At 67.9% G+C, this 24,246-nt stretch carries 18 protein-coding genes; 9 read left to right on the forward strand and 9 right to left on the reverse strand.

The window, feature by feature from the left end; genetic code table 11:
• Window positions 1-14 precede the first annotated feature (14 nt).
• Genes MF407_RS10435 through MF407_RS10445 form a run of 3 tightly spaced genes read left to right on the forward strand, consistent with a single transcriptional unit; the run spans window position 15 to window position 2,073 of the window.
• Window positions 15-761 (forward strand): ABC transporter ATP-binding protein, encoded by a 747-nt coding sequence (locus MF407_RS10435; protein ID WP_129626986.1) that lies wholly within the window; start codon window positions 15-17, stop codon window positions 759-761.
• On the forward strand, window positions 758-1,492 hold the full coding sequence (locus MF407_RS10440) for an ABC transporter permease (protein ID WP_129626988.1): 735 nt from the start codon (window positions 758-760) through the stop codon (window positions 1,490-1,492). The genes MF407_RS10435 and MF407_RS10440 overlap by 4 nt, the downstream gene beginning before the upstream one ends.
• Window positions 1,489-2,073, forward strand: a complete 585-nt coding sequence (locus tag MF407_RS10445; RefSeq protein WP_168990294.1) for a TetR family transcriptional regulator — start codon at window positions 1,489-1,491, stop codon at window positions 2,071-2,073. The genes MF407_RS10440 and MF407_RS10445 overlap by 4 nt, the downstream gene beginning before the upstream one ends.
• On the opposite strand, the gene MF407_RS10450 is transcribed toward MF407_RS10445, so the two are convergent.
• Window positions 2,074-5,112 carry a UPF0182 family protein gene (locus tag MF407_RS10450; protein ID WP_239702236.1) on the reverse strand — a complete coding sequence of 1,013 codons (3,039 nt, stop codon included), beginning with the start codon at window positions 5,110-5,112 and terminating at the stop codon, window positions 2,074-2,076.
• A gap of 114 nt (window positions 5,113-5,226) precedes the next feature.
• Between MF407_RS10450 and MF407_RS10455 the strand changes: the two genes are divergently transcribed.
• On the forward strand, window positions 5,227-5,835 hold the full coding sequence (locus tag MF407_RS10455; protein ID WP_239702237.1) for a PPA1309 family protein: 609 nt from the start codon (window positions 5,227-5,229) through the stop codon (window positions 5,833-5,835).
• Window positions 5,836-5,839: 4 nt separating this feature from the next.
• On the opposite strand, the gene MF407_RS10460 is transcribed toward MF407_RS10455, so the two are convergent.
• Window positions 5,840-7,402 carry a molybdenum cofactor biosynthesis protein MoaE gene (locus MF407_RS10460; RefSeq protein ID WP_239702238.1) on the reverse strand — a complete coding sequence of 521 codons (1,563 nt, stop codon included), beginning with the start codon at window positions 7,400-7,402 and terminating at the stop codon, window positions 5,840-5,842.
• A 179-nt stretch (window positions 7,403-7,581) separates the two neighbouring features.
• Between MF407_RS10460 and MF407_RS10465 the strand changes: the two genes are divergently transcribed.
• Both MF407_RS10465 and MF407_RS10470 read left to right on the forward strand, forming a co-directional pair.
• Window positions 7,582-9,030 (forward strand): zinc-dependent metalloprotease, encoded by a 1,449-nt coding sequence (locus MF407_RS10465; RefSeq protein ID WP_239702239.1) that lies wholly within the window; start codon window positions 7,582-7,584, stop codon window positions 9,028-9,030.
• Window positions 9,027-9,626, forward strand: a complete 600-nt coding sequence (locus tag MF407_RS10470) for an NUDIX domain-containing protein (RefSeq protein ID WP_141927791.1) — start codon at window positions 9,027-9,029, stop codon at window positions 9,624-9,626. The genes MF407_RS10465 and MF407_RS10470 overlap by 4 nt, the downstream gene beginning before the upstream one ends.
• On the opposite strand, the gene MF407_RS10475 is transcribed toward MF407_RS10470, so the two are convergent.
• A complete protein-coding gene (locus MF407_RS10475) occupies window positions 9,559-10,107 on the reverse strand; it encodes a M48 family metallopeptidase (RefSeq protein WP_239702240.1) in 549 nt (182 codons plus the stop codon). The two genes, MF407_RS10470 and MF407_RS10475, sit on opposite strands and share 68 nt — an antisense overlap.
• Before the next feature lie 171 nt (window positions 10,108-10,278).
• On the opposite strand from MF407_RS10475, the gene MF407_RS10480 reads away from it, so the two are divergent.
• Complete coding sequence (locus MF407_RS10480) at window positions 10,279-11,034, forward strand: hypothetical protein (protein WP_129627008.1); 756 nt, start codon at window positions 10,279-10,281, stop codon at window positions 11,032-11,034.
• Window positions 11,035-11,189: 155 nt separating this feature from the next.
• A complete protein-coding gene (locus MF407_RS10485) occupies window positions 11,190-12,500 on the forward strand; it encodes an AarF/ABC1/UbiB kinase family protein (protein WP_239702241.1) in 1,311 nt (436 codons plus the stop codon).
• A 132-nt stretch (window positions 12,501-12,632) separates the two neighbouring features.
• On the opposite strand, the gene MF407_RS10490 is transcribed toward MF407_RS10485, so the two are convergent.
• The 4 genes from MF407_RS10490 to nudC all read right to left on the reverse strand — a co-directional run bounded on the left by MF407_RS10490 (window position 12,633) and on the right by nudC (window position 16,540).
• Complete coding sequence (locus tag MF407_RS10490) at window positions 12,633-12,938, reverse strand: WhiB family transcriptional regulator (RefSeq protein ID WP_141927788.1); 306 nt, start codon at window positions 12,936-12,938, stop codon at window positions 12,633-12,635.
• A 104-nt stretch (window positions 12,939-13,042) separates the two neighbouring features.
• The gene (locus tag MF407_RS10495; protein WP_141927787.1) at window positions 13,043-13,270 is read right to left on the reverse strand and encodes a hypothetical protein; all 228 of its coding nucleotides are present in this window, start codon (window positions 13,268-13,270) and stop codon (window positions 13,043-13,045) included.
• A gap of 136 nt (window positions 13,271-13,406) precedes the next feature.
• Entirely contained in the window at window positions 13,407-15,527 is a 2,121-nt protein-coding gene (locus tag MF407_RS10500; RefSeq protein ID WP_239702242.1) for an ATP-dependent DNA helicase UvrD2, read from the reverse strand.
• Window positions 15,524-16,540 (reverse strand): NAD(+) diphosphatase, encoded by a 1,017-nt coding sequence (gene nudC / locus MF407_RS10505; RefSeq protein ID WP_239702243.1) that lies wholly within the window; start codon window positions 16,538-16,540, stop codon window positions 15,524-15,526. The genes MF407_RS10500 and nudC overlap by 4 nt, the downstream gene beginning before the upstream one ends.
• 41 nt (window positions 16,541-16,581) lie before the next feature.
• On the opposite strand from nudC, the gene MF407_RS10510 reads away from it, so the two are divergent.
• Window positions 16,582-17,736 (forward strand): phosphotransferase, encoded by a 1,155-nt coding sequence (locus MF407_RS10510; protein WP_129627022.1) that lies wholly within the window; start codon window positions 16,582-16,584, stop codon window positions 17,734-17,736.
• Between the two features lie 5 nt (window positions 17,737-17,741).
• Here the strand turns inward: MF407_RS10510 and MF407_RS10515 are convergent, their stop codons facing one another.
• Together MF407_RS10515 and MF407_RS10520 are read right to left on the reverse strand one after the other, a co-directional pair.
• Window positions 17,742-21,101 (reverse strand): ATP-dependent DNA helicase, encoded by a 3,360-nt coding sequence (locus MF407_RS10515; RefSeq protein WP_129627025.1) that lies wholly within the window; start codon window positions 21,099-21,101, stop codon window positions 17,742-17,744.
• A complete protein-coding gene (locus MF407_RS10520; RefSeq protein ID WP_129627028.1) occupies window positions 21,101-24,232 on the reverse strand; it encodes an ATP-dependent DNA helicase in 3,132 nt (1,043 codons plus the stop codon). The genes MF407_RS10515 and MF407_RS10520 overlap by 1 nt, the downstream gene beginning before the upstream one ends.
• Window positions 24,233-24,246 lie beyond the last annotated feature (14 nt).

A 24,246-nucleotide genomic window follows, 5' to 3' on the forward strand; every position in this document is an offset into this window, starting at 1 on the left:
GGACATTTCAACACATGATGAATTCAACGCCTGATGAGTTCTCCTCGCGGGCGGCAGTCTCCGCGCGTGACCTCGTCGTCAGCCGCTCCGGCAACGAGGTTCTGCACGGCCTCACCTTCGAGGTACCGCGCGGGACGGTCGTCGGGCTGATGGGACCCTCCGGCTGTGGCAAGACGACACTGATGCGCACGATCGTCGGGGTCCAGAAGATCGAACGCGGAGAACTGACCGTGCTCGACCACTCCCCGACCGACGCCGGGCTGCGTCGCAAGGTCGGCTACGTCACCCAGGCGGTCAGCGTCTACCGCGACCTCACCGTGCGCGACAACGCTGTCTATTTCGCTGCACTGCAAGGCTTTTCGAAGCACGACGCCGATCGAGCGATCGAGACCGTCGGGCTGGGCGAGTTCGCCGACCGCCCCGTGGAGAACCTCAGCGGCGGCCAGGCGAGCCGCGCATCCCTGGCCTGCGCGCTCGTCGGCGAACCGGAGCTGCTCGTGCTCGACGAGCCCACTGTCGGACTCGATCCGCTGACCCGTGAGGACATCTGGGCCCACCTGCGCGGGCTGTCCGAAGCCGGCACGACGCTGCTGGTGTCCAGCCATGTGATGGACGAAGCCGCCCGTTGCGACAGCGTCATGCTCATGCGCGACGGTCGCCTACTGGCCCATCTACCGCCGGACGACCTGCTCGAACGCACCGGCAAGCACTCCATGGAGGACGCGTTCCTCGCCCTCATCCGCACTGGAGGCAACCGATGAACCCGCGAATCGCAACTGCCACGATCAAACGCATCCTGCAGCAGTTGAAGGCCGATCACCGCACCATGGGGTTGATCGTGATGGTGCCGACCCTGTTGCTGACGCTCTTGTACTTCGTGTTCAACGACGAGCGCACCTTCGACCGGGTCGCGCTCACCATGCTCGGCATCCTGCCGATGCTCGTGATGTTCCTGGTCACCAGCGTGGCCATGCTGCGCGAACGCACCAGCGGCACACTCGAACGCCTGCTCACCACTCCCCTGCACCGAGCCGATCTGCTGATCGGCTACGCGGTCGCCTTCGCGGTGACCGCGCTCGTCCAAGGGCTGGTCCTGGTGGCTGTGACGCACTGGCTGCTCGGCGTCGACCCGGCCGGGCCGATCGCCTGGGTGCTCCTGGTCGCGGTCATCGCCTCGATCGTCGGTGTCGCCACCGGCCTGCTCGCCAGCGCGTTCGCCCACACCGAGTTCCAGGCCGTGCAGTTCATGCCGCTCGTCATCGGCCCGCAGATCTTCCTGTGCGGGTTGTTCGCACCGCGCGAGGGAATGCCGACCGTCCTGGAGTGGCTCTCGGACCTCCTGCCGATGACCTACGCGGTCAAGGGACTGCAGGCGATCGGTTCGCAGGCCGACCCGTCGGCGGACGTCCTGACGAACGTCGGTGTTCTCGCCCTCTTCGCGCTCGGCGCGTTGGCTCTGGCCGCATGGTCGATGCCGAGGCAGACCAAGTGAGCCGCCGCACCGGACGCCGCTCCGCAGGCTCGAGCGCGAAGGACGACATCCTGGACGCGGCACGAGAACTGTTCAGCACCAACGGTTTCGACCGCACGACGCTGCGCCGGGTGGCCGACGAAGCAGAGGTCGATGTGGCACTGATCAGCCACTACTTCGGCAACAAGCGCGGACTGTTCGTGGCGGCGGTCGAGTTCCCGTCGGACCCGGCCGTGGTGCTCGAGCCGGTCCGCACCTGCCCGATCGACGAACTCGCTGCGACGGCGTTGCGCCAGATCCTCACCGTGTGGGCCTCACCGGCCGGGCCGAGCATCGTCGCCCGGTTCCGTCAGGCTCTCATCAACGGCGAGGACGAACTCGTCCGCGGCCTGCTGACCGGCGTCATCCTGGCCCCCATCCGCGAGCGCCTCGACGACCATCGGGACGTCGAACTGCGACTCACCCTCTTCGCCAGTCAGATCGCCGGGTTGCTGGTGACCCGCCAGATCCTGGGGCTCCCTGCGGTCCGGGACGCCGAGATCGACGAACTGGTCGACGCCGTCGCGCCCAACCTGCAGCGCTACCTGACCGGCGAACTCTGACTAACGCGTGGCGGAAGCCGGTGCTGCGGACGGACGGGCCGTGGCAGGCGCAGACGGCGACGGGCTGGGAGAGGGCGACGGGCTCGGAGACGGTTGGGTCGGCGTGCCCGCAGCTCCGTTCAACCGCACGGCTCGGTCGAGCGCGGCCTTCATCTCGTTCATCGCCTTCTGGTAGCCGGCCAGGTCACCCTTCTTGAGGGCGTCCTGCCCACGCGTCCACGCGCTGTTGGCGTCTGAGAGAGCCTTGTCGACGGTGTCTGATTGATCGGGCTGCTTGTCGTCGTCGCTGCCGGCGGCGCTGGCACCGAACAGATCATCAAGCGCGTTCCCAAGAGTCACGCCCCAGGCAAGCTTGTTGCCGAACTGCACGACAACCGCCCGCTGTAGCGGGAATCCCGTTGTGCCGGAGGCCTTTACGTAGATCGGCTGGACGTACAGCAGCCCGCCCGCGAGGGGAAGGGTGAGCAGGTTGCCGCGCTGCACTCGGTCACCGTTGGCCTGCATGAACACCGACAGCGTCTGGGGGAAGGTCGTCGATGCCTCGTTGGAGGTGTTGACGTCGTTCTGGAACTGCGCGGGCCCCTTGATCGTGACATTACGAGGCATCGTCCACAGCCGCATCGTGCCGTAGCTGCCGTTCGGCTGACCGGGTCTCGGCGTCGCATCTGAGTCGACGGCGAGGTACGCAGCGAGGTTCTGCCGGCTTTGACCGCCGCTGCTGACCGGGATGTAGGACGAGGTGAGCGAATAGGTGGGTTGCTGCACCCCCGGCATCGAGATCGACAGGTAGTACGGCGGCTGCTGACCGCTGCCCGCCCGCGTCGGGTCGGCCGGCACCTGCCAGAAGTCCGTGCCGCTGAAGAAGGTCGCCGGGTCGCTTACGTGGTACTTGCCGAGAATCTCGCGCTGCACCTTGAACAGGTCCTCGGGGTACCGGACGTGCTCACGCACCGCCGTCGGCATCTGCGACAGCGGCAGCACCGTGCCACCGAACGACTTGCGCCAGACCTTCAGCACCGGGTCTTGCTCGTCCCAGGCATACAACTTCACCGAACCGTCGTACGCATCGACGGTCGCCTTCACCGAGTTGCGGATGTAGTTGATCGACCCCTCGCGGATCGAGCGGACGTTGTCGGCGTTGTTGGTGATCGAGTCCTCGGTCGAGGAATCGAGCGACGACATCTGGGAGTACGGGTAGCGCGCGCTCGTGGTGTAACCGTCGATAACCCACTGGATGCGTCCACCGGCCATGATCGGGTACGGGTCGCCGTCGACAGTGAGCCAGGGAGCGACCTTCTTCACCCGGTCCGAAGGGTTTCGGACGTCGAGGATGCGCGACTGTTCGTTGATGCTGTCGGAGAACAGGAAGTTGTACTCCTGGTACTTCGCCGCGTACGCGAGCTTGCGGAACACCCCGCCGAGCGCGACGCCGCCGTTTCCGGCGTAGGTGGTGCGACGCTCGCCGCCGGTGCTGCTGTCGGGGTAGTCGAGTTCGGCCGGAGCCGCACCCTCCGGTCCGCCGACGATCGAGTAGTTCGGCGACATCTCACCGAAGTACACCCGCGGCTCGAACTTTCCGACCTTGCTCTGCTGCGGCATCGTCGAGGCGAGCCAGTTGGGCTGGCCCTCGTCACCGCGCTGGTTGCCGTACGCCGCGACCACGCCGTACCCGTGCGTGTAGACGGTCTTCTCGTTCACCCAGTTGCGCTGTCCCGCAGGGATACCCGACTGATCCAATTCGCGGACGCCGACCACGACGTCGGTCTCCTTGCCGTCGACCTTGTACCGGTCGACATCGAGCACGTCGGCGAACTGGTAGTACTGCTTCTGGCCCTCGTACTGCCGGAAGGTCGGCGAGATGATGTACGGGTCGACCAACCGGATGCCGGGAATCGCTGCGGCGTCCTTGCGACGTTCGGCCGGCTTGGCTGCCGTCTCCGGCTGCTGATTGGTCGCCACCAGGTTGGTGATCCCGTACGCCTGTTTCGTGGCTTTGATGTTGTGCGCGATGTACGGCGACTCCAGCGCACGCGCGTTCGGGTTGACCTTGAAGTTGGCGATGATCGTGGGGTAGATCGCCGACAGCACCAACGTGAGTACGACCATCGAGGACAGCCCGATGACCGGTAGGCGCCAGGTACGCGTCCAGATCGTCGCGATGAACATGCCGGCGCACAGCACGGCGGCGACCGCGAGCACGGTCTTGGTGGGGATCTGCGCGTGGTCGGCGGTGTAGTCGATACCGGTGATCAGCCGCGCATCCTTCGTGGTGAGGGCATACCGGTCGAGCCAGTAGGCCGCCGCCCGGACGAGGACGAGGCCGGCCGCCGCCAGCGACAGATGCAGCCTGGCCGCCGAGGTGAATCGGGAGCCGGGTTCGCGGGTGAGCGAGATGCCGCCGTAGATGTAATGCACCACCACCGCTGCGACCAGAGCAAAGATCAGCACCATCGTCAGCAGCGCGGTGACCAACTGCCACCAGGGCAGGCTGAACACGAAGAAACCGATGTCCCTACCGAACTTGGGATCTTTCACCCCGAAGTCGGTGCGGTTCCACCACAGCAGAAAGGTCTTCCACTGACTACCGGCGACTCCGGCGCCGAACAGACCGATCAGGATCGGGATGCCGTTGAACGCGGTCGACCGCACCGGCTCGACCAGCGCGCGGTAACGCTCCATCGCGTCGGGTTCGATCGACCCCGGCGGAAGGAAAGGACGGTGTCGGTAGGCCAGTCGCATGCTCAGCCACACCAGGCCCGCCGTCAGCAGGAAGCCGGCGATGAACAACCCGGTCCTGGCCAACATCTCGTTACGGAACACCTGCGAGTAGCCGATGGCGTCGAACCACAACTTCTCGGTCCACAGGCGAGCCCCGAATCGGATCGCGAGGTAACCGAGGAACAGCGCGACACCCAGCATCAGCCAGCGCCGGCGTCCGGCCCCGCGTCGCCGCGCTTCGTCCAGCGCGGTCCACGCGTCGTCGCGTCCGCCCGGGCCGTCTCCCGAACCGCCGCGTGCGTTGTCGTCGGCCGAACTCACGTGTACCTCCGTCGGGCTTCGCGCCAACTGGCGTCCTGGAGACCTTAACCCGGCGACCCCGCCGAAGGACCGCCGGTTCGCCGGGATCGAGACCTGTGCGAGACGATGACGCACATGACCGACGAGCAAGCGCCCGATCAGCCGATCTCCGAGCAGTCCCTGGACCAGCCCGAGTCACAGCCCGAGTCACAGCCCACGGCCAAGCCGCTTCTCAGCCCGTTGGGTGAGTGCGCCGTCGACACCGAACGTCACGTCGCCGCGGCCGGCTGGGACCAGGCACCGCGCCTGTTCGCTCTCGCGACCAACTCTGCGCTGCTGGCCAACGAACCGGCACTCGCCGATCAGTTGAAGGGTGCCGACCCGGACTCCTTCAGCGCCATCGAGCAGGAGGGCATGCCGCGTACCTCGTCCATCGAGTCGATGCTCGGACGCCTGGCGTGGCCGCCCGAGGTGGAGGGTGTGCTGCTGGCGATCGAACGCATCGTGGTGCCGCCGGAGGCCGAGAACGACCTGCCCGACAACGCCGAGCAGGCCGCCGAGGTGCTGGCCGCGCACCCCGACCGTCGCGACGTCCGGCTGCTGGTCGGTGTGCTGCGCGACGGTGAGGCGATCTGCCTGCTGCGGCAACGCGAACACGACGAGGACGACAAGGTCGCCGTGGGCACGGACATCGCACCCGGCTTGGTGGCCGCACTGCGGGCCAGTCTCGACGACGAGGACTGACACCTTATTTCGTGCAGGCGGGGAATCCGGTGGTCTCGCCCTTGGCGATCTTCGGCATGACGGCGAGTGCCTCCTTGAGGCTCGCGACCTTGATCACCGTCACACCGTCCGGCTCGTGGCCGACGACCTCGTCGCAGTCGGACGCGGGCGCGAGGAAGTAACCGACCCCGGCGTCCTTCGCACCGACCATCTTGTGGCGCACTCCCCCGATCGGCCCGACTTCGCCCATCTCGTTGATCGTGCCGGTGCCGGCGATCTTCTTGCCGCCGGTCATGGCGCCGGGCGTGATCTTGTCGTAGATCGCCAGGGTGAACATCATTCCGGCCGACGGCCCGCCGACATTGCCGGCGTTGACCTTCACCTCGAACGGCATCGTGTACTCCGGGTCGAGTCCGATACCGAAGACCGCCCGTCCGTTCTGGGCGGCAGCCGTCTTCGCCGACACCGACACTCTCTTTCCACCGCGCAGCACCTGGACGGGCACCGACGAACCGGGTTTCACGCCGTCCATCGCGGCGTGCACGGACGCGAGGTCGGTGACCTTCTTGCCGGCGATGCTCAGCAGTTGGTCCTTCACCACCAGCGCCTTCCCCACGGGCGCGCCCTCGGCGATCATGCCGACGAGCACCTTCTGCGGCACCGTGAAGCCGGCCGAACGCATGGCGACGACCTCGGCAGTCTCCTGCGAGTCGGTCATGTCGGCGGCGTTCTTCTGCTTGATCTGGTCGCCGCTGACGTCCTTGGGGAACCACGCCTCCTCGGGCTCGATCTGCGCGTTCTTGTCCAGGAACTTCGCCTGGAGGTACTCGATCACCGAGACCGGATAGTTGGGTCCGCCGGCGAGCGAGACGGTGGTGAAGTCGAGCGACCCGGACGTCGGGTAGGTCTTGGCGCCCTGGATCGCGATGACGTCCTTGCCGTCGACCTTCCCGAGAGTGTCGGTCGCCGGGCCGGGCCGCAGGATCACGACCGGCACCTTGATGATCGACATCAAGGCGATCGCGATGACGACCAGCACGGTGACGGCGATCAGCAGAACGTTGCGGAACGACAGGCCGCGCCGGCCGGCCGTCGATTGCGCGGACGGCTGCCCTTCGGCGTGTTCGGGCGATGGGTCGTGCGATCGGTCGGGCGTCGGTGCGCTCACAGGCCGACCCACTCGTCCGAACCGTCCGCAGAAACTCTGGTGCTTCCAGATCGGCACCGTCAGCTTGAGGTCGTCGATCAGGCGGTGGCACGCGTCCAGCGCGGCGCCACGGTGCGGCGCGCTCACCGCCACGACCACAGCGAGGTCACCCACCTGCAACGAACCGACGCGATGGACCGCTGCCACCTTGCTCACCTCGTCGCTCAGCACCTGCTCGCACACCCGCCGCAATCCGTCAACGGCACTGGGATGCGCCGAGTACTCCAGCCCGTCGACATCCTTGGCGTTGTCGTGGTCACGCACGACTCCGACGAAGAGTCCGATGCCTCCCGCAGCGGGGTCCTGGACGGCCGTCAGCACCTCGTCCACGGACAAAGGGGTGTCGCGGACGTCGGTCAGCGTGACCCGCGCTTGGTTCATCAGGACTCCAGGTGCTTCTCGGGCGGCGTACCGACGTAGCGTAGGCACTGTGGGCTCGACTTCTCGAACCTGGCACCGGGAACGATTCGCATCGCCGTGTGGTTGACCCGAGCAAGTGACCTACGACCAACAGACCGGACCGAGGATCAGACCCACGATCCGTTGCGCGAAGGAACGAGATGAACCCCGAAGAGCGCCCCGACGACGTACCCGACCTCAACGAGTTGCTCAAGCACCTGATGGGCGGCGGCGACGACATGCGCGAGGCCATGTCCGAGCTCGGCCTCGGCCACATCGATCCGGCCATGTTCGCCCAGATGCAGCAGCAGATGGCCGCGATGATGGCGGCGCCGTCCGACGGCAGCTTCAACATCGAAGCCGCCCGTGACGTCGCCCGCCGCACCGTCTCGACCGAGGGCGACCCGAGCGTGTCGGCCGCAACGGCCAAGGACGTCGACCAGGTGGTGATGGTCGCCAACCTGTGGCTCGACCAGGTCACCGACTTCGCCTCGACCGGAGCCGGCAAGGCGTGGAGTCGTTCGGAGTGGGTCGAGGCGACGATGCCCACCTGGCGCCGCCTGGTCGAACCCATCTCGGACGCCGTCAACGCCGCCGTCATGCGCGCGATGCGCGACCAGATCGGCAATCTCGGCGCCGAGCAGTTCGGCATGCCGCCGCAGATGATGGGTCAGCTCGAGCCGATGCTCGGTCGGATGAGCAGTGCCGTGTTCTCGATGCAACTCGGCCAGGCCGTCGGCACGCTCGCCGGTGAACTGGTCACGGGCACCGAGGTCGGGCTTCCCCTCGTCGAGGGCAACCCGGTGGTGATCATGCCGACGAACGTCGCCGCGTTCGCCGACGGACTCGGTATGGACGCCGGCGAGATCCACCTGTACCTCGCGGTACGCGAAGCGGCTCGCACGCGCCTGTTCCAGAACGTGCCCTGGCTCGGCCCGGCCCTCATCGCGGCCGTGCAGTCCTACGCCGCCGACATCTCGATCGACACCGAGGCGATCGACGAGGCCATGCGCAACGCCGACATGCAGGACCCGGCTGCACTGCAGGAGTCGATCTCCGGATCGATCTTCCGCCCGGAGCCGAGCGAGGCCCAGAAGCGCACCCTCGCTCACCTGGAGACATTGCTCGCCCTGGTCGAAGGCTGGGTCGACACCGTGAGCGACCGTGCGGTGCGCCCGCACCTGCCGCACGCCGACGCCCTGTCCGAGGCGGTTCGCCGTCGCCGCGCGACCGGTGGTCCGGCGGAGAAAGTTTTCGCCAGCCTGGTCGGACTCGAACTGCGCCCACGTCGCATGCGTGACGCCGCCAATCTCTTTGCCGCACTTGAGGATTCCAAGGGAACGGCGGGCCGCGACGGGGCCTGGAAGCACCCCGATCTCGCTCCCGGCGCCGACGACCTCGACGACCCGATGGGTTACGTCAACGGCGAAAAGGAGCAAGCCCGAGAGAAGCCTGCACAGCCGGACGAGATGGACGACGCGCTCGCCGCATTGCTGGCACAGGGCCGCGAGGAGATGGAGTCGGAGAAGTCGGACTCCCCGGCCGACGAGCCCGGCAACGGTGACGGCGACAAGTCCGGCGACCAGTCCGGCGACGATCCCAAGGCATGAGCTTCGAACACCTGCAGGCGGACGTCGTCCGCCTGCTGGAGCATTGGGACGCGCCCACTGCCGAACTGAACGACGTGCGCGAGGAGTACCTCGCACACCTGGCGGTTCATCCGGACGCGGTGAGCCGCGACGGAGTGTCCGACCACCTGACCTGCGGTGGCTTCGTCTTCGACCCGAGGCTGGAGCATGTCGCGTTGATCATGCATCGCAAGGCCCGGCTGTGGCTGCAGCCGGGCGGTCACTTCGAAAGTGATGACGCCGGCGTCATCGATGCCGCGGTGCGCGAGGTGCGCGAGGAGACCGGGCTACCGGTCGATGTCGCGAACGCGATGATCGTCGACCTGCACCATCATCAGCTCTCGGCTGCGTTCGGCCGCTGCACCTCTCACCGCGACGTGCGGGTCGCGATCGTGCTGGACGAACCGGCCGAGTGCGTCGTATCCGAGGAGTCGGACGCTGCCGCGTGGTGGCCGGTGGACGCGATCCCGCAGCCGACCGATCCCGATCTACCCGCGACCGTACTGCGGATCAGGGATCTGCTGGCTCGTCGGGCAGGTCGTCCATCGGCACCGGCGGCAGCCCCGAGCCGAAGCTGACTCCCGCGAGAAACGCCTCTGCGCGTTCGAGCTGCGGATAGCGCGCCACGAGCGCCTTGAAGGCCGGCCCGTGGTCGGCGTGCAACAGATGCGCCAGTTCGTGCACGAGCACATGGTCGATGACGTACTGCGGCATGTTCTGCAACCGGTCCGACAGCCTGATCTGCTTCGAACTCACCGAGCACGAACCCCACCGGCGTTGCTGGTTGCCCACCCAACGCACCGATGCCGGCACTGCTTTGCCGTCGAGGTAACGCTCGGACAACACCCGTGCCCGCTGCATCAACGCCTGGTCGGACGCGGCCGGGCGGCGTTGCCTTGCCATCACCCGACGCACCAGCCCAGGGACGAGACGGTCGAGCTCGGCCGTGGAGATGGTGCCCGGCACCCGCACCACGACGCGTCCATCGACCAGCGTCGCCGAGAGCGTCGAGCGGCGGCGGGAGGAGCGGACGATCTCCACCTCAGGCGTTGGTTCCATGCCGGTGAACCTACGTCCGAGCACCGACACGGCACGAATCGTCCACCACCTCGCTCAGAACCGGCACCATGAGCCGGGCGCTGTGGAGAACCGGAACCGGCTCGGTTGATCAGTGGCACTCTGACCGGACGCCCCGGTCGCAGCCATCCTCCACGTCACGGAGAAACCACCATGATCGAACCGATCACCCTGTCGCCCAACCGTTCTCGCGCGCTGCGCTACGACGAGTCACATCTGTTGATCGGCTTGGGAGCACGCTCACCCCAGGTCGTCGGGCCGTTCCGACCCGCGGTGATCAACCGCATCGTCGCTGCCGGCGCCCTCACCCGTTCGCAATGGGCGACCGCCTTCCGCGGACTCGACGCACGCGCCGCCGACGCACTGCGCGACGCGGTCACTTGCACGCTGCCGCCGGATCTGCGCGGACTCGACTTCGCGGTGCACGGGTGTGGCCCGGTGGCTGTCGCGATCGCGCACCTGCTCGACCAGCTCGGCGCCACCGCGAATCCGCACCTGCCGATGCTGGGCATCACGGTCGGCGCACCCGGCGCACGCCTGGGCCCGGGAGTCTCACGATTGGTCGTCGAAATCGGCCCGGATCAGATCGTCGTCGGACCCCTGCTGCAGGCGGATGCCGGTCCGTGCGAAGGGTGCCTGAACGCCCGACGGCACGATCTCGACCGGCGCTGGGAACGCCTTCGTCCCCAGGTGCTCGGCAACGATCTGTACGACGACGAACCCACCACATCTCCCGAACTCGCCCATGTAGCAGTCGGATTCGCCGGGCTGGTCGCACGCGGCCTGATGAGCGACAACCCGCTTCCCATCGGCTCGGCGATGTCGGTCTCCAGTTCGCTCGGCCGAGTCATGCATCACGTCTGGCCGATCCACCCGCTGTGCGTGTGCCAGGCGCAGCAGGCGGGGTGATCCTGCCTTCCCGGTCGCATCTTGTCGTCCACGTCGCATCTGGTGCCGTCGGCGCTGCCAGATCCGACCCGGACGACCGGAGGTGTTCCAGATGTCCGGACGTGAGCGGGACGCCGGTCAGCCGGACTCAGCCCACCGTCAGTCACAATGTCCCCATGACGGATCTTCCTCGCAAGGCCGTCGTGCGAACCGCACGGCTGGCATCGCTACCTCTGGGGATAGGGGCGCGGGCCGCGGTCGGGTTCGGCCGCCGGGTGGGAGGTGCGCCCGCCGAAGCCGTCACCGCCAAGATGCAGGAGCAGACAGCCGCACAGCTGTTCAAGGTGCTCGGGGAGCTCAAGGGCGGAGCGATGAAGTTCGGGCAGGCGTTGTCGGTCTTCGAGGCCGCGCTGCCCGAGGAACTCGCCGCGCCGTACCGCTCGATGCTGACCAAACTGCAGGACTCCGCGCCGGCCATGTCACAGGAGTCGGTCAACAAGGTGCTGCGTGAACAACTGGGCACCCGCTGGCGCGGCAAGTTCGAGTCGTTCGAGAACACGCCGGTGGCCTCGGCCTCGATCGGTCAGGTGCACCGAGCGGTCTGGAAGGACGGCCGTGAGGTGGCGGTCAAGGTGCAGTACCCGGGAGCAGCCGAAGCGATGCTCTCCGATCTCAACCAGTTGGCACGCGTCATGCGCGTCTCGACCTCGTGGGTTCCCGGGCTGGATGTCGTGCCGATCCTGGACGAACTACGCGCCCGGATGAGCGAGGAGACCGACTACCGCCTGGAGTCGGTGATGCAGGAACAGTTCGTCGAGGCTTATGAGGGCTCCGAACACTTCGCCCTTCCCCACGTCGTCCACGCCACCGACCTCGTCCTGGTCAGCGAATGGGTCGAGGGCACCCCGCTGTCACGGATCATCGCCGAGGGCAGCCAGGAAGAGCGCGACCTGGTCTCGCGTCGTTACCTGGAGTTCCTGCTCGGCGGGCCGGGACAAGCGGGGTTGCTGCACGCCGACCCGCATCCCGGCAACTTCCGACTGCTGCCGGACGGGCGCCTGGGCGTGCTTGACTTCGGCGCGGTCAACCGTCTTCCGGACGGATTGCCGCCGGTGCTCGGCGAACTGGTCACGCTCGCGTTGGAGGAGGATGCCGAGGGCCTGCTGGACCTGCTGCGGGAAGCCGGGTTCGTGAAGTCGTCGATCGACATCGACGCCGACCAGCTGCTGGAGTATTTCGCTGTCCTCATCGAGCCACTACGGCACGACGAGTTCGAGTTCACCCGCACCTGGCTGCGCAGCGTGTTCAACTACATCAACGACCCGCGCAGCTCCCAGTTCAGTGTGGGCCTTCGCCTCAATCTTCCGCCGGAGTTCGTGCTGATCTACCGCACCTGGTTGGGCGGGGTGGCGGTGCTCTGCCAGATCGACGGCACCGTGCCGGCCCGCCGGATCTTCGCCGAGAACGTCCCCGGCGCCGACTTCTGAGTCAGCCCGCGACGAGAGCGCAGGGGTGGTGGGCGTGGTGCGTCCCCCGAAATCGCACCACACTCATCACCCCTGCGCCCTTGCCGACCTGCTGTCGACCGTTCACCCGACTTCCGCCGGACGAGACGGTGGTCATGCCGCGATCGCGTTCTTGCGCGGACGTCCACGAGGACGCTTGCGCGCGATCACGACGCCGGCCTGGAACAGCTCGCCGCCCCAGACGCCCCACGGCTCACGCCGGTCGACGGCTCCGGTGAGGCATTCACGCTGCAGCGGGCACGTGCCACACAGCGCCTTGGCGAACTCGATGTCGTCCGGCCGCTCGGCGAACCACATCTCCGGGTCGTTGACCTGGCACGGCAGTTCGATCCCGTCCTCCTGAGAGTCGATGGCCTGGTCGATGAAGTCACGGAGCCCCGTGTCTATCGCTTCGAACATGTCTGTTGATCTTTCGTAGTCGTGTGCTTCGTCCGCGGAATACACGAAGGCCGCGGACCCTGTCAGGGTTCCGCGGCCTTTGAAAGAGGACCGTCAATCTGCGATCAGATCGAGACGGTGACCTCCTGCCGCGGAGGTTTTTCGACATCGGTGCCGAAGAAGGGGGCATTGCCACTGCGCTCACGCGAGTACTCGGCGGCGACCATCGAGACGACGGACACACTGCTCCCCTGGGTCGAGGCAGAGATGCCTGCGAGGGTCGGCGAGGACGAGTGCGCAAAACGCAGATCGGACAACAGGCCCGTCTTAGTGCACATGGTCTTGGTCTCCATCAGGCCAACCCTCCTCTCGACTCATCAACGACCCCAGCACACCCACGAAGGGGCCGGGCTGAACGTGTCTCAGGCTACGTGCGCCTTCTCACACGGGGCAACTTATTTAACGACCAATTTCTCGATGCAGTAAAGCTCAGTCGGATTCCATTGCAGCACAAGACTTTTCGATCATGTCATCGGCAGGCTCGCCGCGCAGGACGCCCAGCACCGACGGTCCGTAAACCTTGAGCTTGCGGGCGCCCACCCCGGAGACCCCGACCAATCCACTCTCGTCGACCGGACCGCGCTCGGCGATCGCGATGAGGGTCGCGTCGGTGAAGACGACGAACGCCGGCACCCGCTGGCGGTCGGCGACGCCCTTACGCCAGGTGCGCAGAGCCTCGAAGGTCTGTTCGTCGTAGGTGGGCGGACAGTCACTGCAACGGCCGATCTTTCGCTCGGCCGCCGTATAGAGATCCTTCGCGCAGGTGCGGCAGCGCACCAGCTTGGCGCGCTCGACCTTCTTACCCCGACCCGTCGAGCGCTTCTCGCTGCGCTGCCGCGGCGCCACACCGTCGAGGATTCCGTCGGCGGCGTGCAGGAAGCGCGAGACCGAACGGGTCGGCTTGCCGCCCGGTTGACGTGCCTGCGCCCAGGTCAGCACCAGGTGCTTGCGGGCACGGGTCAGGCCGACGTAGGTCAGTCGGCGCTCCTCCTCGATCGCTTCGGGGCCTTCGGCATGCGACAGCGGCAGCAGGCCGTCGGAGCATCCCGCCAATACGACGGCGTCCCATTCCAGGCCCTTGGCCGCGTGCAGGGAAGCGAGCGTGACCCCCTCGACGGACGGCGCGTGCTGCTCGGCCATCCGTCGGTCGAGTTCGACGATGAGGTCTGGCAGGCGTGCCTGCGGGTTCGCGGTCACCAGATCGTCGGCGACGGTCGCGAGGGCTTCGAGCGATTGCCAGCGTTCGAGCAGGGCCCCGCCGGTGGGCCGCTGCGGCGACCATCCGGCCGCGGTGATGACGTCACGCACCAGCGCACCCAAGGGCGCCGAACCGTCGTCCGAACGAGCCGCACCTCGCAGTAGGACCACGGCCCGCTTGACCTCGTCACGACGGAAGAAGCGTTCCCCGCCGCGCACGAGGTAGTTGATGCCGGCTTCGGCGAGCGCCTGTTCGAGCGGCTCCGACTGTGCGTTGATGCGGTAGAGGACGGCGATCTCGCTGGGCGGAACGCCCTGCGCGAGCAGCGTTTTGATGCGCTGGGCGATGCCGGACGCTTCGGCGACGTCGTCGGCGAACTGGTGCAACTCGACGGCCGGACCGTCGTCGGACTGCGCCTGCAGTTGGGCGTATCCCCCGTCCTTGGCGGCGCCGAGCACGGCGTTGGCCAACTGCAGCACCTGCGGGGTCGAGCGGTAGTTGCGCACCAGGCGAACGGTCTGTGCGCCGGCGTGCTTGGTGGCGAACTCGCGCAGGTGTCGTGGCGAGGCACCGGTGAAGGAGTAGATCGTCTGCGCCGGGTCACCGACCACACACACGTCGCTTCGGTCGCCGACCCACAGATCGAGCAAGGTCTGCTGGACGCGGTTGACGTCCTGGTACTCGTCGACCACGAAGTGGCGGTATTGCTCGCGGACGGCGCGCGCCACGTCATCCCGCTCGACCAGGAAGCCGGCCATGAGCAGCAGGACGTCCTCGAAGTCGATCACGTGGCGCCCCGACTTCACGTCCTCGTACATCTCCCACAGACGCGCCATCGCGATGTGGTCGAGGTCGGCGACATTGCGCCCCGCCTTGGCCGCGTGCCGCGCGTACGTCTCGGGGGTGAGCATGCCGACCTTGGCCCACTCGATCTCGGAGGCGATGTCGCGGATCGCCACCCGATCCAGCTGCAGCCGTAGCCGAGCCCCGGCTTCGCCGATCACCGGCGCCTTCTGCCCCATGATCTGCGGCGGAGCCCCGCCGATGACCTTCGGCCAGAAGTAACCCAGCTGACGCAGGGATGCTGCATGGAAGGTGCGCGCCTGCACCTTGTCGAGCCCCAGTCCGCGCAAACGCGTGCGCATCTCTCCCGCCGCTCTGGCGGTGAAGGTCACGGCCAGAATGCGTTGCGGTTGGTAGGCACCGCAGTGGACGCCGTAGGCGATCCGGTGGGTGATGGCGCGGGTTTTACCGGTGCCGGCGCCGGCGAGAACGCACATCGGACCGAGCGGGTTCGAGGCGACGATCCGTTGCTCGGGGTCGAGGCCGTGCAGTACCTCGTCGGGCGTCACGAGACGTCTCCGGGCTGCGCCGGCAAGGCCGCGCCGTACCAGCGCTCGATGAGGTGGCGAGCGATCGACAGGCGCGGCGGGACCGTGAGTTCGCCGCCGGCCAACGCGTCGTCCAACTGGGCCCGTGTGAACCAGCGGGCAGTGCGGATCTCCACCGGATCAAGGCGCAACCGCGTCTCGTCCGTGCGTGCGGCGTAACCGATCATCAACGAGGCCGGCATGGGCCACGGCTGGTTGCCGACGTACTCGGCCTCCACGATCGGCAAACCCACTTCCTCCATCACCTCCCGAGCCACGGCGGCCTCCATCGACTCACCTGGCTCCAGGAAACCAGCGAGCACCGACATGCCCGTGGGAAGCACGAACCGGGTGCCCTGGGCCAGCAACAGCCGGTCGTCCGGATCGACCACCGACATGATGACCGCGGCATCCGTGCGCGGGAAATGATGATGCCCCTCATCGCAGGTCATGACCCAGCCCGCTTTGGTCAGTGCGACGGGGCGTCCACAACGGGCGCAGAACCGTTGGGTGGCAACCCAGTTCGCCATGGCGACCGACGTTGTTGCCAAGCCGAGATCGGCGACGGGCAACCCCGGTGCCAGCGATCGCAGGCTGCGGTGCGTGCGCTCGCTCTGACGGGCGAGGTCGTCCGGATCAGTGGTACCGGCATCGCCGGGCACCTTTCGCTCCGGGACGTCGAACACGGCGACGAAGTCGGCTCCCTCCTGTCGGCCGAGGTACGCAGCCGGAAGGTCGCTGTCGGCCGGCTGCGGAGCCCGCAGCAGCAACCGCACCACATCGCCCTGGGTGGTGACCGGCATTCGCTCACCACGCAGGTGCAGTACCCGGGTCCGGGGCGACGACAACAGGCTCTGCAGCAGCGATGGATCCTCCCGGCGCAAGGAGTCACGGTCGAGGATGCTGCGCGACAGCATCAGATGCGCGTGCCGGTCATCCCCGCCGGGGGTCGGAACGAGATCTGAATCGCGATGAGTTGGGGACGAATCGGCCACGGCTCCCAGGCTAGGCGACCGTGTCCGCGTACCGTGAGGCCGTGCTTCGCAGTCCCTACGTTCTGGCCGCCCTCGCCGATGCAGCCCTCCCCCGCGTGCAGCCCCGCTCCGTGGTCGCGCTGCCGACCCGCGTGACCGACAAGTACCAGCAGGCCCGGGTCGAGTCGTCCGACGGGCAGCCCTGGACCGTTCGCGTCTCGCGCAACGCGGCGGCTGCGGCTGCCGCCGAGCAGGCCGGCAGTTTCACCCGCCTGCTCGCCAAGCGGGTGCCCTTCGCGGTGCCCGTGGCCGAGGGACGGATGACGCTGGCCGATCGCAATCTGGTCACGGTGGCCCCGCAGCTTCCTGGCGACCCGATGGTGTGGCGCGGCCTGACCGGCGGCAGCCGGGAGGCGATCGAGGTCGGACGCGCCCTGGCCGCCCTGCACGACGTCGACCCTCGAGTTGCCGATGAAGTCGGGGTGCCCAGCTACGACTGCGACGGCTACCGCTCGCGCAGGTTGGCGATCCTCGACCGCGCCGCCGGTACCGGACTCGTGCCCTCGGCCCTGCTGGCCCGCTGGGAACGGGCCCTGGAGGAAGTCTCGCTCTGGCGCTTCCCGACCTGTGTCACGCACGGACCGCTCGAAGGTCATGACGTCTTCTGGGGGTCGGACAAGGTCTGCGCGATCGCGTCCTGGGAGAACGCCGCGGTCTGCGACCCGGCCGACGATTTCGCGGCCCTATGGGTGCTGGCGCCGTCGGAGGCCTTCGATACCGTGCTCGAGTCCTACTCCGCGGTGCGCACGGAGGCACCGGACAAGCACCTGGAGCGACGCATCCGGCTCAGCGCCGAACTGCAACGCATCACGGTGCTGCTGGACGCCGTCGCCGCCGACGACGACGCGCTCATCGACCGCCGGGCTGCCGCTCTTCGCCGGCTCAACGAACAGACCTCCGGTGACGAAAGCCTGATGCCGGCACCCCCGCGCAGGTCCAGAGCGGTCACCGCCGACCAGTTGGACGAACTCGCCGGCGAGGACAGCGTCGACGTCGACAGTGCGTCGCCCGAGCCGGATGTTCGTGACGACGACTTCGCGGCCACCGACGCCGTCACCACGGACGCCCGTACAACGGACACTTCGGCCGAGGACGAACAGCACCTGCGCGACGACGACACCGTCGAAATGCAGATCAAGCGCGACCCGAAGAACTGAATCCGCTACTCCTGCAGCGGGATAGCGGTGATCAGCCGGTCGATCGCGTCGTCGCCGGGCAGTTCCGGGCGTACCGTCTCACCCGTCGCGGCGTAGTAGAACGCGGCCTTCACCCGCTCCGGCTCGATGCCGCGTAGTCGTGCATACGCCAGCCGGTAGGCCGCCAACTGCAGGACACGTGCCGAACCGCTGAGGCCCGACGGCGGACGACCGGTCTTCCAGTCGATGATCAGATAGCCATCGGCGTCCTCGAAGACCGCGTCGATCCGACCGCGCACCGACACCCCGGCGACCCAGGTCTCGATCGGCACCTCGATGGCGATCGGGGCACGTCCGGCCCATTCGGAGGCGAGGAAGTTGGCCTTCATCGTCTCCAGGTCGGCGTCGACGTCGGCGTCCAGATCGGCGAACCCGGGCAGTTCGTCGATGTCGACGAGGGCCGCCTTCGAGTAGTGCTCCTCCACCCAGGCGTGGAAGCGGGTACCTCGGCGCGCTGCGTACGCGGGCGGGGAAGGCATCGGCCGGCGCAGGTCGAGCGCGAACTTCTCCGGGTCGCTCGCCAACGCCACCACCGACGAGGCGGACAAATGACCGGGCAACTGGACGGTCGGCACCCGCACCCCGGTGCCGACCGCGCGTTCGTGCAGCAGGGTGCGTAGTTCGCGTCGCCGACGACGTTCGGCATCGGAGAACGGACCGTCGACCTCCAGAGCGCCGAGGGGATCGGGGCCGGCCGCCGGTGTGATCTCCTGCAATGCGTTCAGCACGTGTTCGCGGCCTTCGAGCAGCGCGCTGCGACGCCGGGCCAGCGGGTCGTCGGGCCACACCATGGACAGCCCGTCGACCAGCCGGGGATTCGTCGCGTCCGGGTCTGGATCGGGTGAATTCGGTTCGAAAACAACGTGTCCGGCGTCGATGACATCGCACAGGAAGCGGGAGGGCAGGCGGCATTTGCTCCCCGAGAACCACACGGACGAGGTCATCAGCATCGAGTGCTTCGCCCTGGTGAGCGCGACGTACGCCAGCCGCCGCTCCTCCGCGAGGCCGTGCTCGCCGTTCGCCTCGCGAAACTTCTTGTACTCATCGCGCAGTTCGACGAGGTCGGCGAGTTCACCGATGGGAAGCGACGGCAGCCCGTCGCTGTCGCCCCGCAGGTCATAGGGCACACCATCGAGGCCGACTGTCCAGCCCTTCTCCTCCAGCACCCAGGTGCTGCGGTCGTTCGGGTCGGTCTTGGCGCCGACACTCCATCCCTGCAGGTCGGTGTTGTAGGTGGCCGAGCGGCGGTGGTTGGGGAAGACGGTCTCGGTCATCCCCGGAATCGCGACGTGATCCCACTCCAAACCCTTGGCCGCGTGGATGGTGAGCACCTGAATCGCCGCACTGTTGGACTCGATCTCGGCCTTGTCGAGGCCGCGTTCTTCGTCCTCGGCTGCATCCAGCCAGGACAGGAAGCCGCCGAGCGTCGGGCGGTCGGCACTGGCGGTGAAGTTCATCGCGACGTCGGCGAACGCGTCGAGGTGCACCCGCGCCGTCTGCGGGGTCACTCCGGGCCGCGACATGACCTCGATGTCGAGACCGAGTGCGCGTTCGGCCTCGCCGGTGAGTTCGGCAAGCGGGAGACCGGTCAGACGGCGCAGGCTGCGGATCGCCAGCGACAAACCGGAAAGTCGCTCTCGAGCAACAGAACTCATCGGATTTCCGGCCGGCCCGGCCCAGTCGACCGGCGGCAGATGATCCAAGGCTTCGACCAGGGACGGCCGATCGCGGGTGTCGGGCTCACGGTCCTGTTCGGTGCGCGGAACCTGTGGTCTGCCGTCCTGTTCGATGCGCCGCGACCAAGCGGCGAGGACATCGAGGTCGGCCGCACCGAGCCGCACCAGCGGGCCGGTGAGCAACCGGATCAACCGGTCGCCCCGGGTCGGGTCCTGGACCACCCAGAGCAGGCTCACCAGATCGGCGACCTCGGGCGTCATCAGCAGACCGCCGACGCCGACGACTTCGACCGGCAGGTCAGCGCGATCGAGCGCGTCGATCATCAACGGGAACAGCGAGCGTTTGCGGCACAGGACAGCGGCCGTCGGGTGATCGCCGTTCTGGTCGGGTTGCCACCGCTGCGCGAGCCACGCAGCGACGTGATCGGCTTCCTGCTCGATCGTCTCCAGACGGGCAGCGAACACTGCCCCTTCTCCCGCGGTCTCGGCTGCCTGCAGGGCGGGCACGGCCACCGGGCTTCCCTGCCGCAGCGGGGCGGCCACCACGTTGGCCGCGGCCAGGATCGCCCGGTCGTTGCGCCAGCTGCGCGACAGCGGTCGGACGGCGGCGTCACCGCAGGCGTCGGCGAAGTGTGCGGGGAATGAGCCGAGCGTCGTGGCACTGGCCCCGCGCCAGCCGTAGATCGACTGGTGCGGGTCGCCGACGGCGGTGACCCGCACCGGCTCGCCCTCGGCCACGAAGAGATTCTTCAACAGCTGCAACTGTGCCTCGCTGGTGTCCTGGAACTCATCCAGCAACACCGCCTTGAACCGGCGCCGCTCCAACTGACCGACCCCGCCGAATCGCGACGCCAGGTTGGCCGCGAGACCCATCTGGTCGGCGAAGTCGAGTGCTGACCTCGCCTGCTTGAGTTGCTGGTACCGCTCCACGAGCGGCAGAACCGCCAGTCGCGCTCGCATCGCAGCCACGAGGTCGCGGTAGTCGGGGTTGGACGCCTTCTTCAGCCGCCCGGCCTCCTGCAGATCCTCCAACCCGTACAGGATTGCCTCGATCTCCAGCCGCAGGTCCTGCGGCGTCAGCAGGTGCTCGGACATCTCACCCGACAACGCGACCACGGCTGCGGTGACAGTGGATTCGACCTTGTCGACATCGTCCATCGGCCCGTCGTAGCCATGCACGACCTCGGCGGCGTACTGCCAGGCCGCTGCCTCGGTGAGCATTCGGGAGTCGGGCTCGACGCCGAGGCGCAGGCCTTGCTCACGCACGAGTCGGCCGGCGTAGGAGTGGTAGGTGAGCACGGTCGGGCTGTCGGACAGCCCGAGCGTTCCGTCGGCGTCCTGCTGCGGCACCCAGAGGCCTGCGGCACGCAGCGCGCGCAATTGATGAGCGACGCGTTCGGCCAATTGGCCTGCTGCCTTGCGGGTGAAGGTGAGCCCGAGCACCTGATCGGGCTGGACGAAGCCGTTGGCGACCAGCCACACCACCCGGTTCGACATCGTCTCGGTCTTGCCCGAACCCGCACCTGCGACCACCAGCATCGGGGCGTCCGGGTCGGCCTCGATGATGGCTCGCTGCTCGTCGGTCGGCGGGAACATGCCGAGCCGGCGCGCAATCTCGAGGCTGCTGTGCATGACAGCCGTGCTGCTCATCAGCTCGACTCCCCTTCCTGAAGTACCGGGCAGGCCGCCCGCACCGAGCAGGTGCTGCATTGCTTGCCAGGAGTCGCGGTGAACTCGGCGGCACCCATTCCCTCGGCGGTGGCGTGCAGCAGCCGGTCGGCCCATTCCGGATCTTCGGTGGACGACAGCGGCACCTGCTGCTGCAGGTTGTAGTCCTCCTTGACGCCCTTGCCCGAGCCCTTGCCCACCTGCAGCAATGCCGCCCCGGCGGAGGTCTCGTCGGCTCCGAAGGCACCGTGCTCGACGGCCCACTGGTAGGCGCCGAGTTGCGGGTGTTCGGCGACTTCCTTACCGGACGGTGCGGACCCTCCGGTCTTGAGGTCGATGACCCGGATGCCCTCGGTCTCGTGCCGCTCGATTCGGTCGACCTGTCCGGCCAGGCGGACGCGTCCGGCGCTGACCTGGAAGTCCTGTTCGACGCCGATCGGGGTCCACCCGCCGGCGGCCGCCTCGTCGACGTAACGGTGCATCCGCGCGAGCATCAGCGAGGCCAGCCGGAACTGCTGCCGACTGATCCACGACTCGCCGAGACCCAAACGGCCCCAGCGGTCCCGTAACGCCTGCTGCATGCGATCGGGATCGGTGTCGGCGTACTCGGCCGCGATCTCGTGCACCAGGATCCCGATGTTCGCCGCACCCTGGTCAGGACCGTCGCCACCACGGGAGGTGAGAAACCAGCGCAGCCCACAGGTGCCGAAGTCGGCCACCTTCGAGGGTGAGACCCGCACCGGCTGATCCACCCGCCGCACCGGATCGGTCGACGTGAGTTCGTGAAAGGCCCACCACTGATCGAGGTCGGCGCCGGCGACGTCGCGGTGCGCGAGTTCGGCGAGCAGCCGAGCCGCCTCGACCGGGGTGAGTTCCCCCTGCGGACCGGACTCGGGAACGACGAGTTCACGGCGAAGCTCGGCGACCATCGACCGCAGGTTCAACCCGCGTCCGACATCGGTGTGCTTCCTGCCGTCCGGATCGTCGATCGGGTCGACGATGTCGAGATAGACGCTCGGCTGCTCCTCATCCGATCGAACCGCGGTGATCAGGACCCGCTCTGAGGCGCGCGTCAACGCGACGAGGAACTGCCGGGTCTCGTCGTAACGCACCGCCGCGGCCTGCGAGCGCAGATCGGCAGGGCGTCCGGTGAGCGCATCGACCAACGCTTCGGATCCGAGCAGCGAACCGCGCAGCCGCAAGTCGGGCCACACCCCTTCCTGCACTCCGGCGAGCACCACGAACTGCCACTCCTGGCCGGCGGCCGCCTGAGTGGTCAGCAGATCCACCGCGTCCTGCGCCGGGGCCGAGGAGGTCAGCCGGTCACCGGCGACCTCCTGGTCACGGATGTGGTCGAGGAAACCGGCCGGTGACGCACCGGGCAGCCGGTCGACGTAGGACGCCGCCGCCCCGAAGAGGCCGACGATGGCGTCGAGGTCGTGGTCGGCACGGGCGCCCGAGGTGCCACCGGCGAGCGCCGCGCGTGACCACGGACCGGCGACGCCGGCGGCGATCCACATCTCCCACAGGACGGTCTCCGCGGACGCGTCCGCCGCCTGCCACGCGGCCGTGCCCGCCGCAAGGACGGCGGAGATGCGCAAGAGGCCGACCGCGTCCGGGCCGACATCGCCGAGAAACTCGGGTCGGTGCACCGTCTCGACCAACAATTCGTCGCTGGAGCGACTGCCTCCGTCGGCCAACTCTGCCGAGCGGAGGGCACGACGAAGACGCCGGATGGACAACGAATCCATATGTGCCAGAGGAGAACTCAGCACATCGATGATGTCGTCGGGGGTCCAGGCGGGCACCCGACCCGCGGCGAGGTCGGCCACGACTTCGAACAAGGTGAGCAGCGGTCGGACTGCCGGTTCGTCGCGCAGCGCGATGACCGTCGGCGGCATCGCCACCGGCACACCTGCACTCTGCAGCACCCGACGCAGCGCGGAGATGCGGGCCTGCCCCCGCGTGATCACGGCCATCTGCGACCACGGCACGGAGCCCTCGAGGTGCGCACGGCGCAGTTCGGCTGCGATATGAGCCGATTCCTGACTCACCGCACGCAGCATCGCCACCTCGACCGACCCTTCACGTGCGGCGGCGGACGGGCTCCGGTGCTCGCCGCCGGCCACCGAGCCGATGCGTGCGGTCACCCGCGCGGCTGCTTCGCGGATGGTGCGCGGCGAACGATGAGCGGTGCCGAGTTCGAACCGGGCCGGTGAGCCGGCGCGCTCGGCGAGATCGAGGAACAGCCGCGGGTCGGCGCCGCGGAAGGTCTGCACCGCGACATCGGGATCGCCGATCAGCATCAACCGGGTCGTCGGTCCGGCGAGCAGCGACACCAGTCGTGCTGCGGCTCGAGTGAGTTCCTGTGCGTCGTCGACGACGATCAACGCGAACTCCCGGTGCAGTTGCTCGAGTTGGTCGGGCATGGCCTCCAGCAGGTCGGCCGCACCGCCCATGATCCAGGCAGGGTCGTAGGCTCCCGGCCGGGACAGAGCCGTGACCTGGTCGTACTCGTCGAGCACGTGTGCGGCAGCGATCCACTCCTGCCGTTCGTGCTCCTCACCGAGCAGACGCAGGTGGTCGGCATCGACACCCCACTCGACCGCACGCATGAGCAGGTCTCGTAGCTCGTGCCGGAACCCTCGGGTCGCCAGCGCCTCGTGCACGAAGTCGGGCCAACGCGGGCCGGGCACCTCACCGGACGCGTGCCCGGCGAGCAGGTCACGCAGAATCACGTCCTGTTCGGGGCCGGTCAACAGACGGGGCGCCTCCCGCCCCTCCACTGCAGCAATCCGGCGCAGGATGCCGAAACCCAGCGCCTGGGGAGTGCGCGCCATCGGTGCGCTGGAGGTGCTCGCCAGACGTGCTGATGCTCGCTCCCGCAGCGCGCCGGCACGAACGCGGGTCGGCGACAGGATCACGCAGGAGTCAGAAGGCACTCCTGCATCGACGGCGTCGACGACTGCTTCGACCGCGAGCAGGCTCTTGCCGGTGCCCGGCGCGCCCAGCACCAGACGGGTCGCCGCGGGACTCGACACCGCAGCACCCTGGGCGGCGTCGAGAACGGGAGCCTGCACTGCGTCGGGTGCGCAACGGACCAGTTCGACCATGCCAGCCATCACAC

This window comes from Yimella sp. NH-Cas1 (assembly GCF_022359705.1).
GTDB classification, from domain to species: Bacteria; Actinomycetota; Actinomycetes; order Actinomycetales; family Dermatophilaceae; genus Yimella; species Yimella lutea.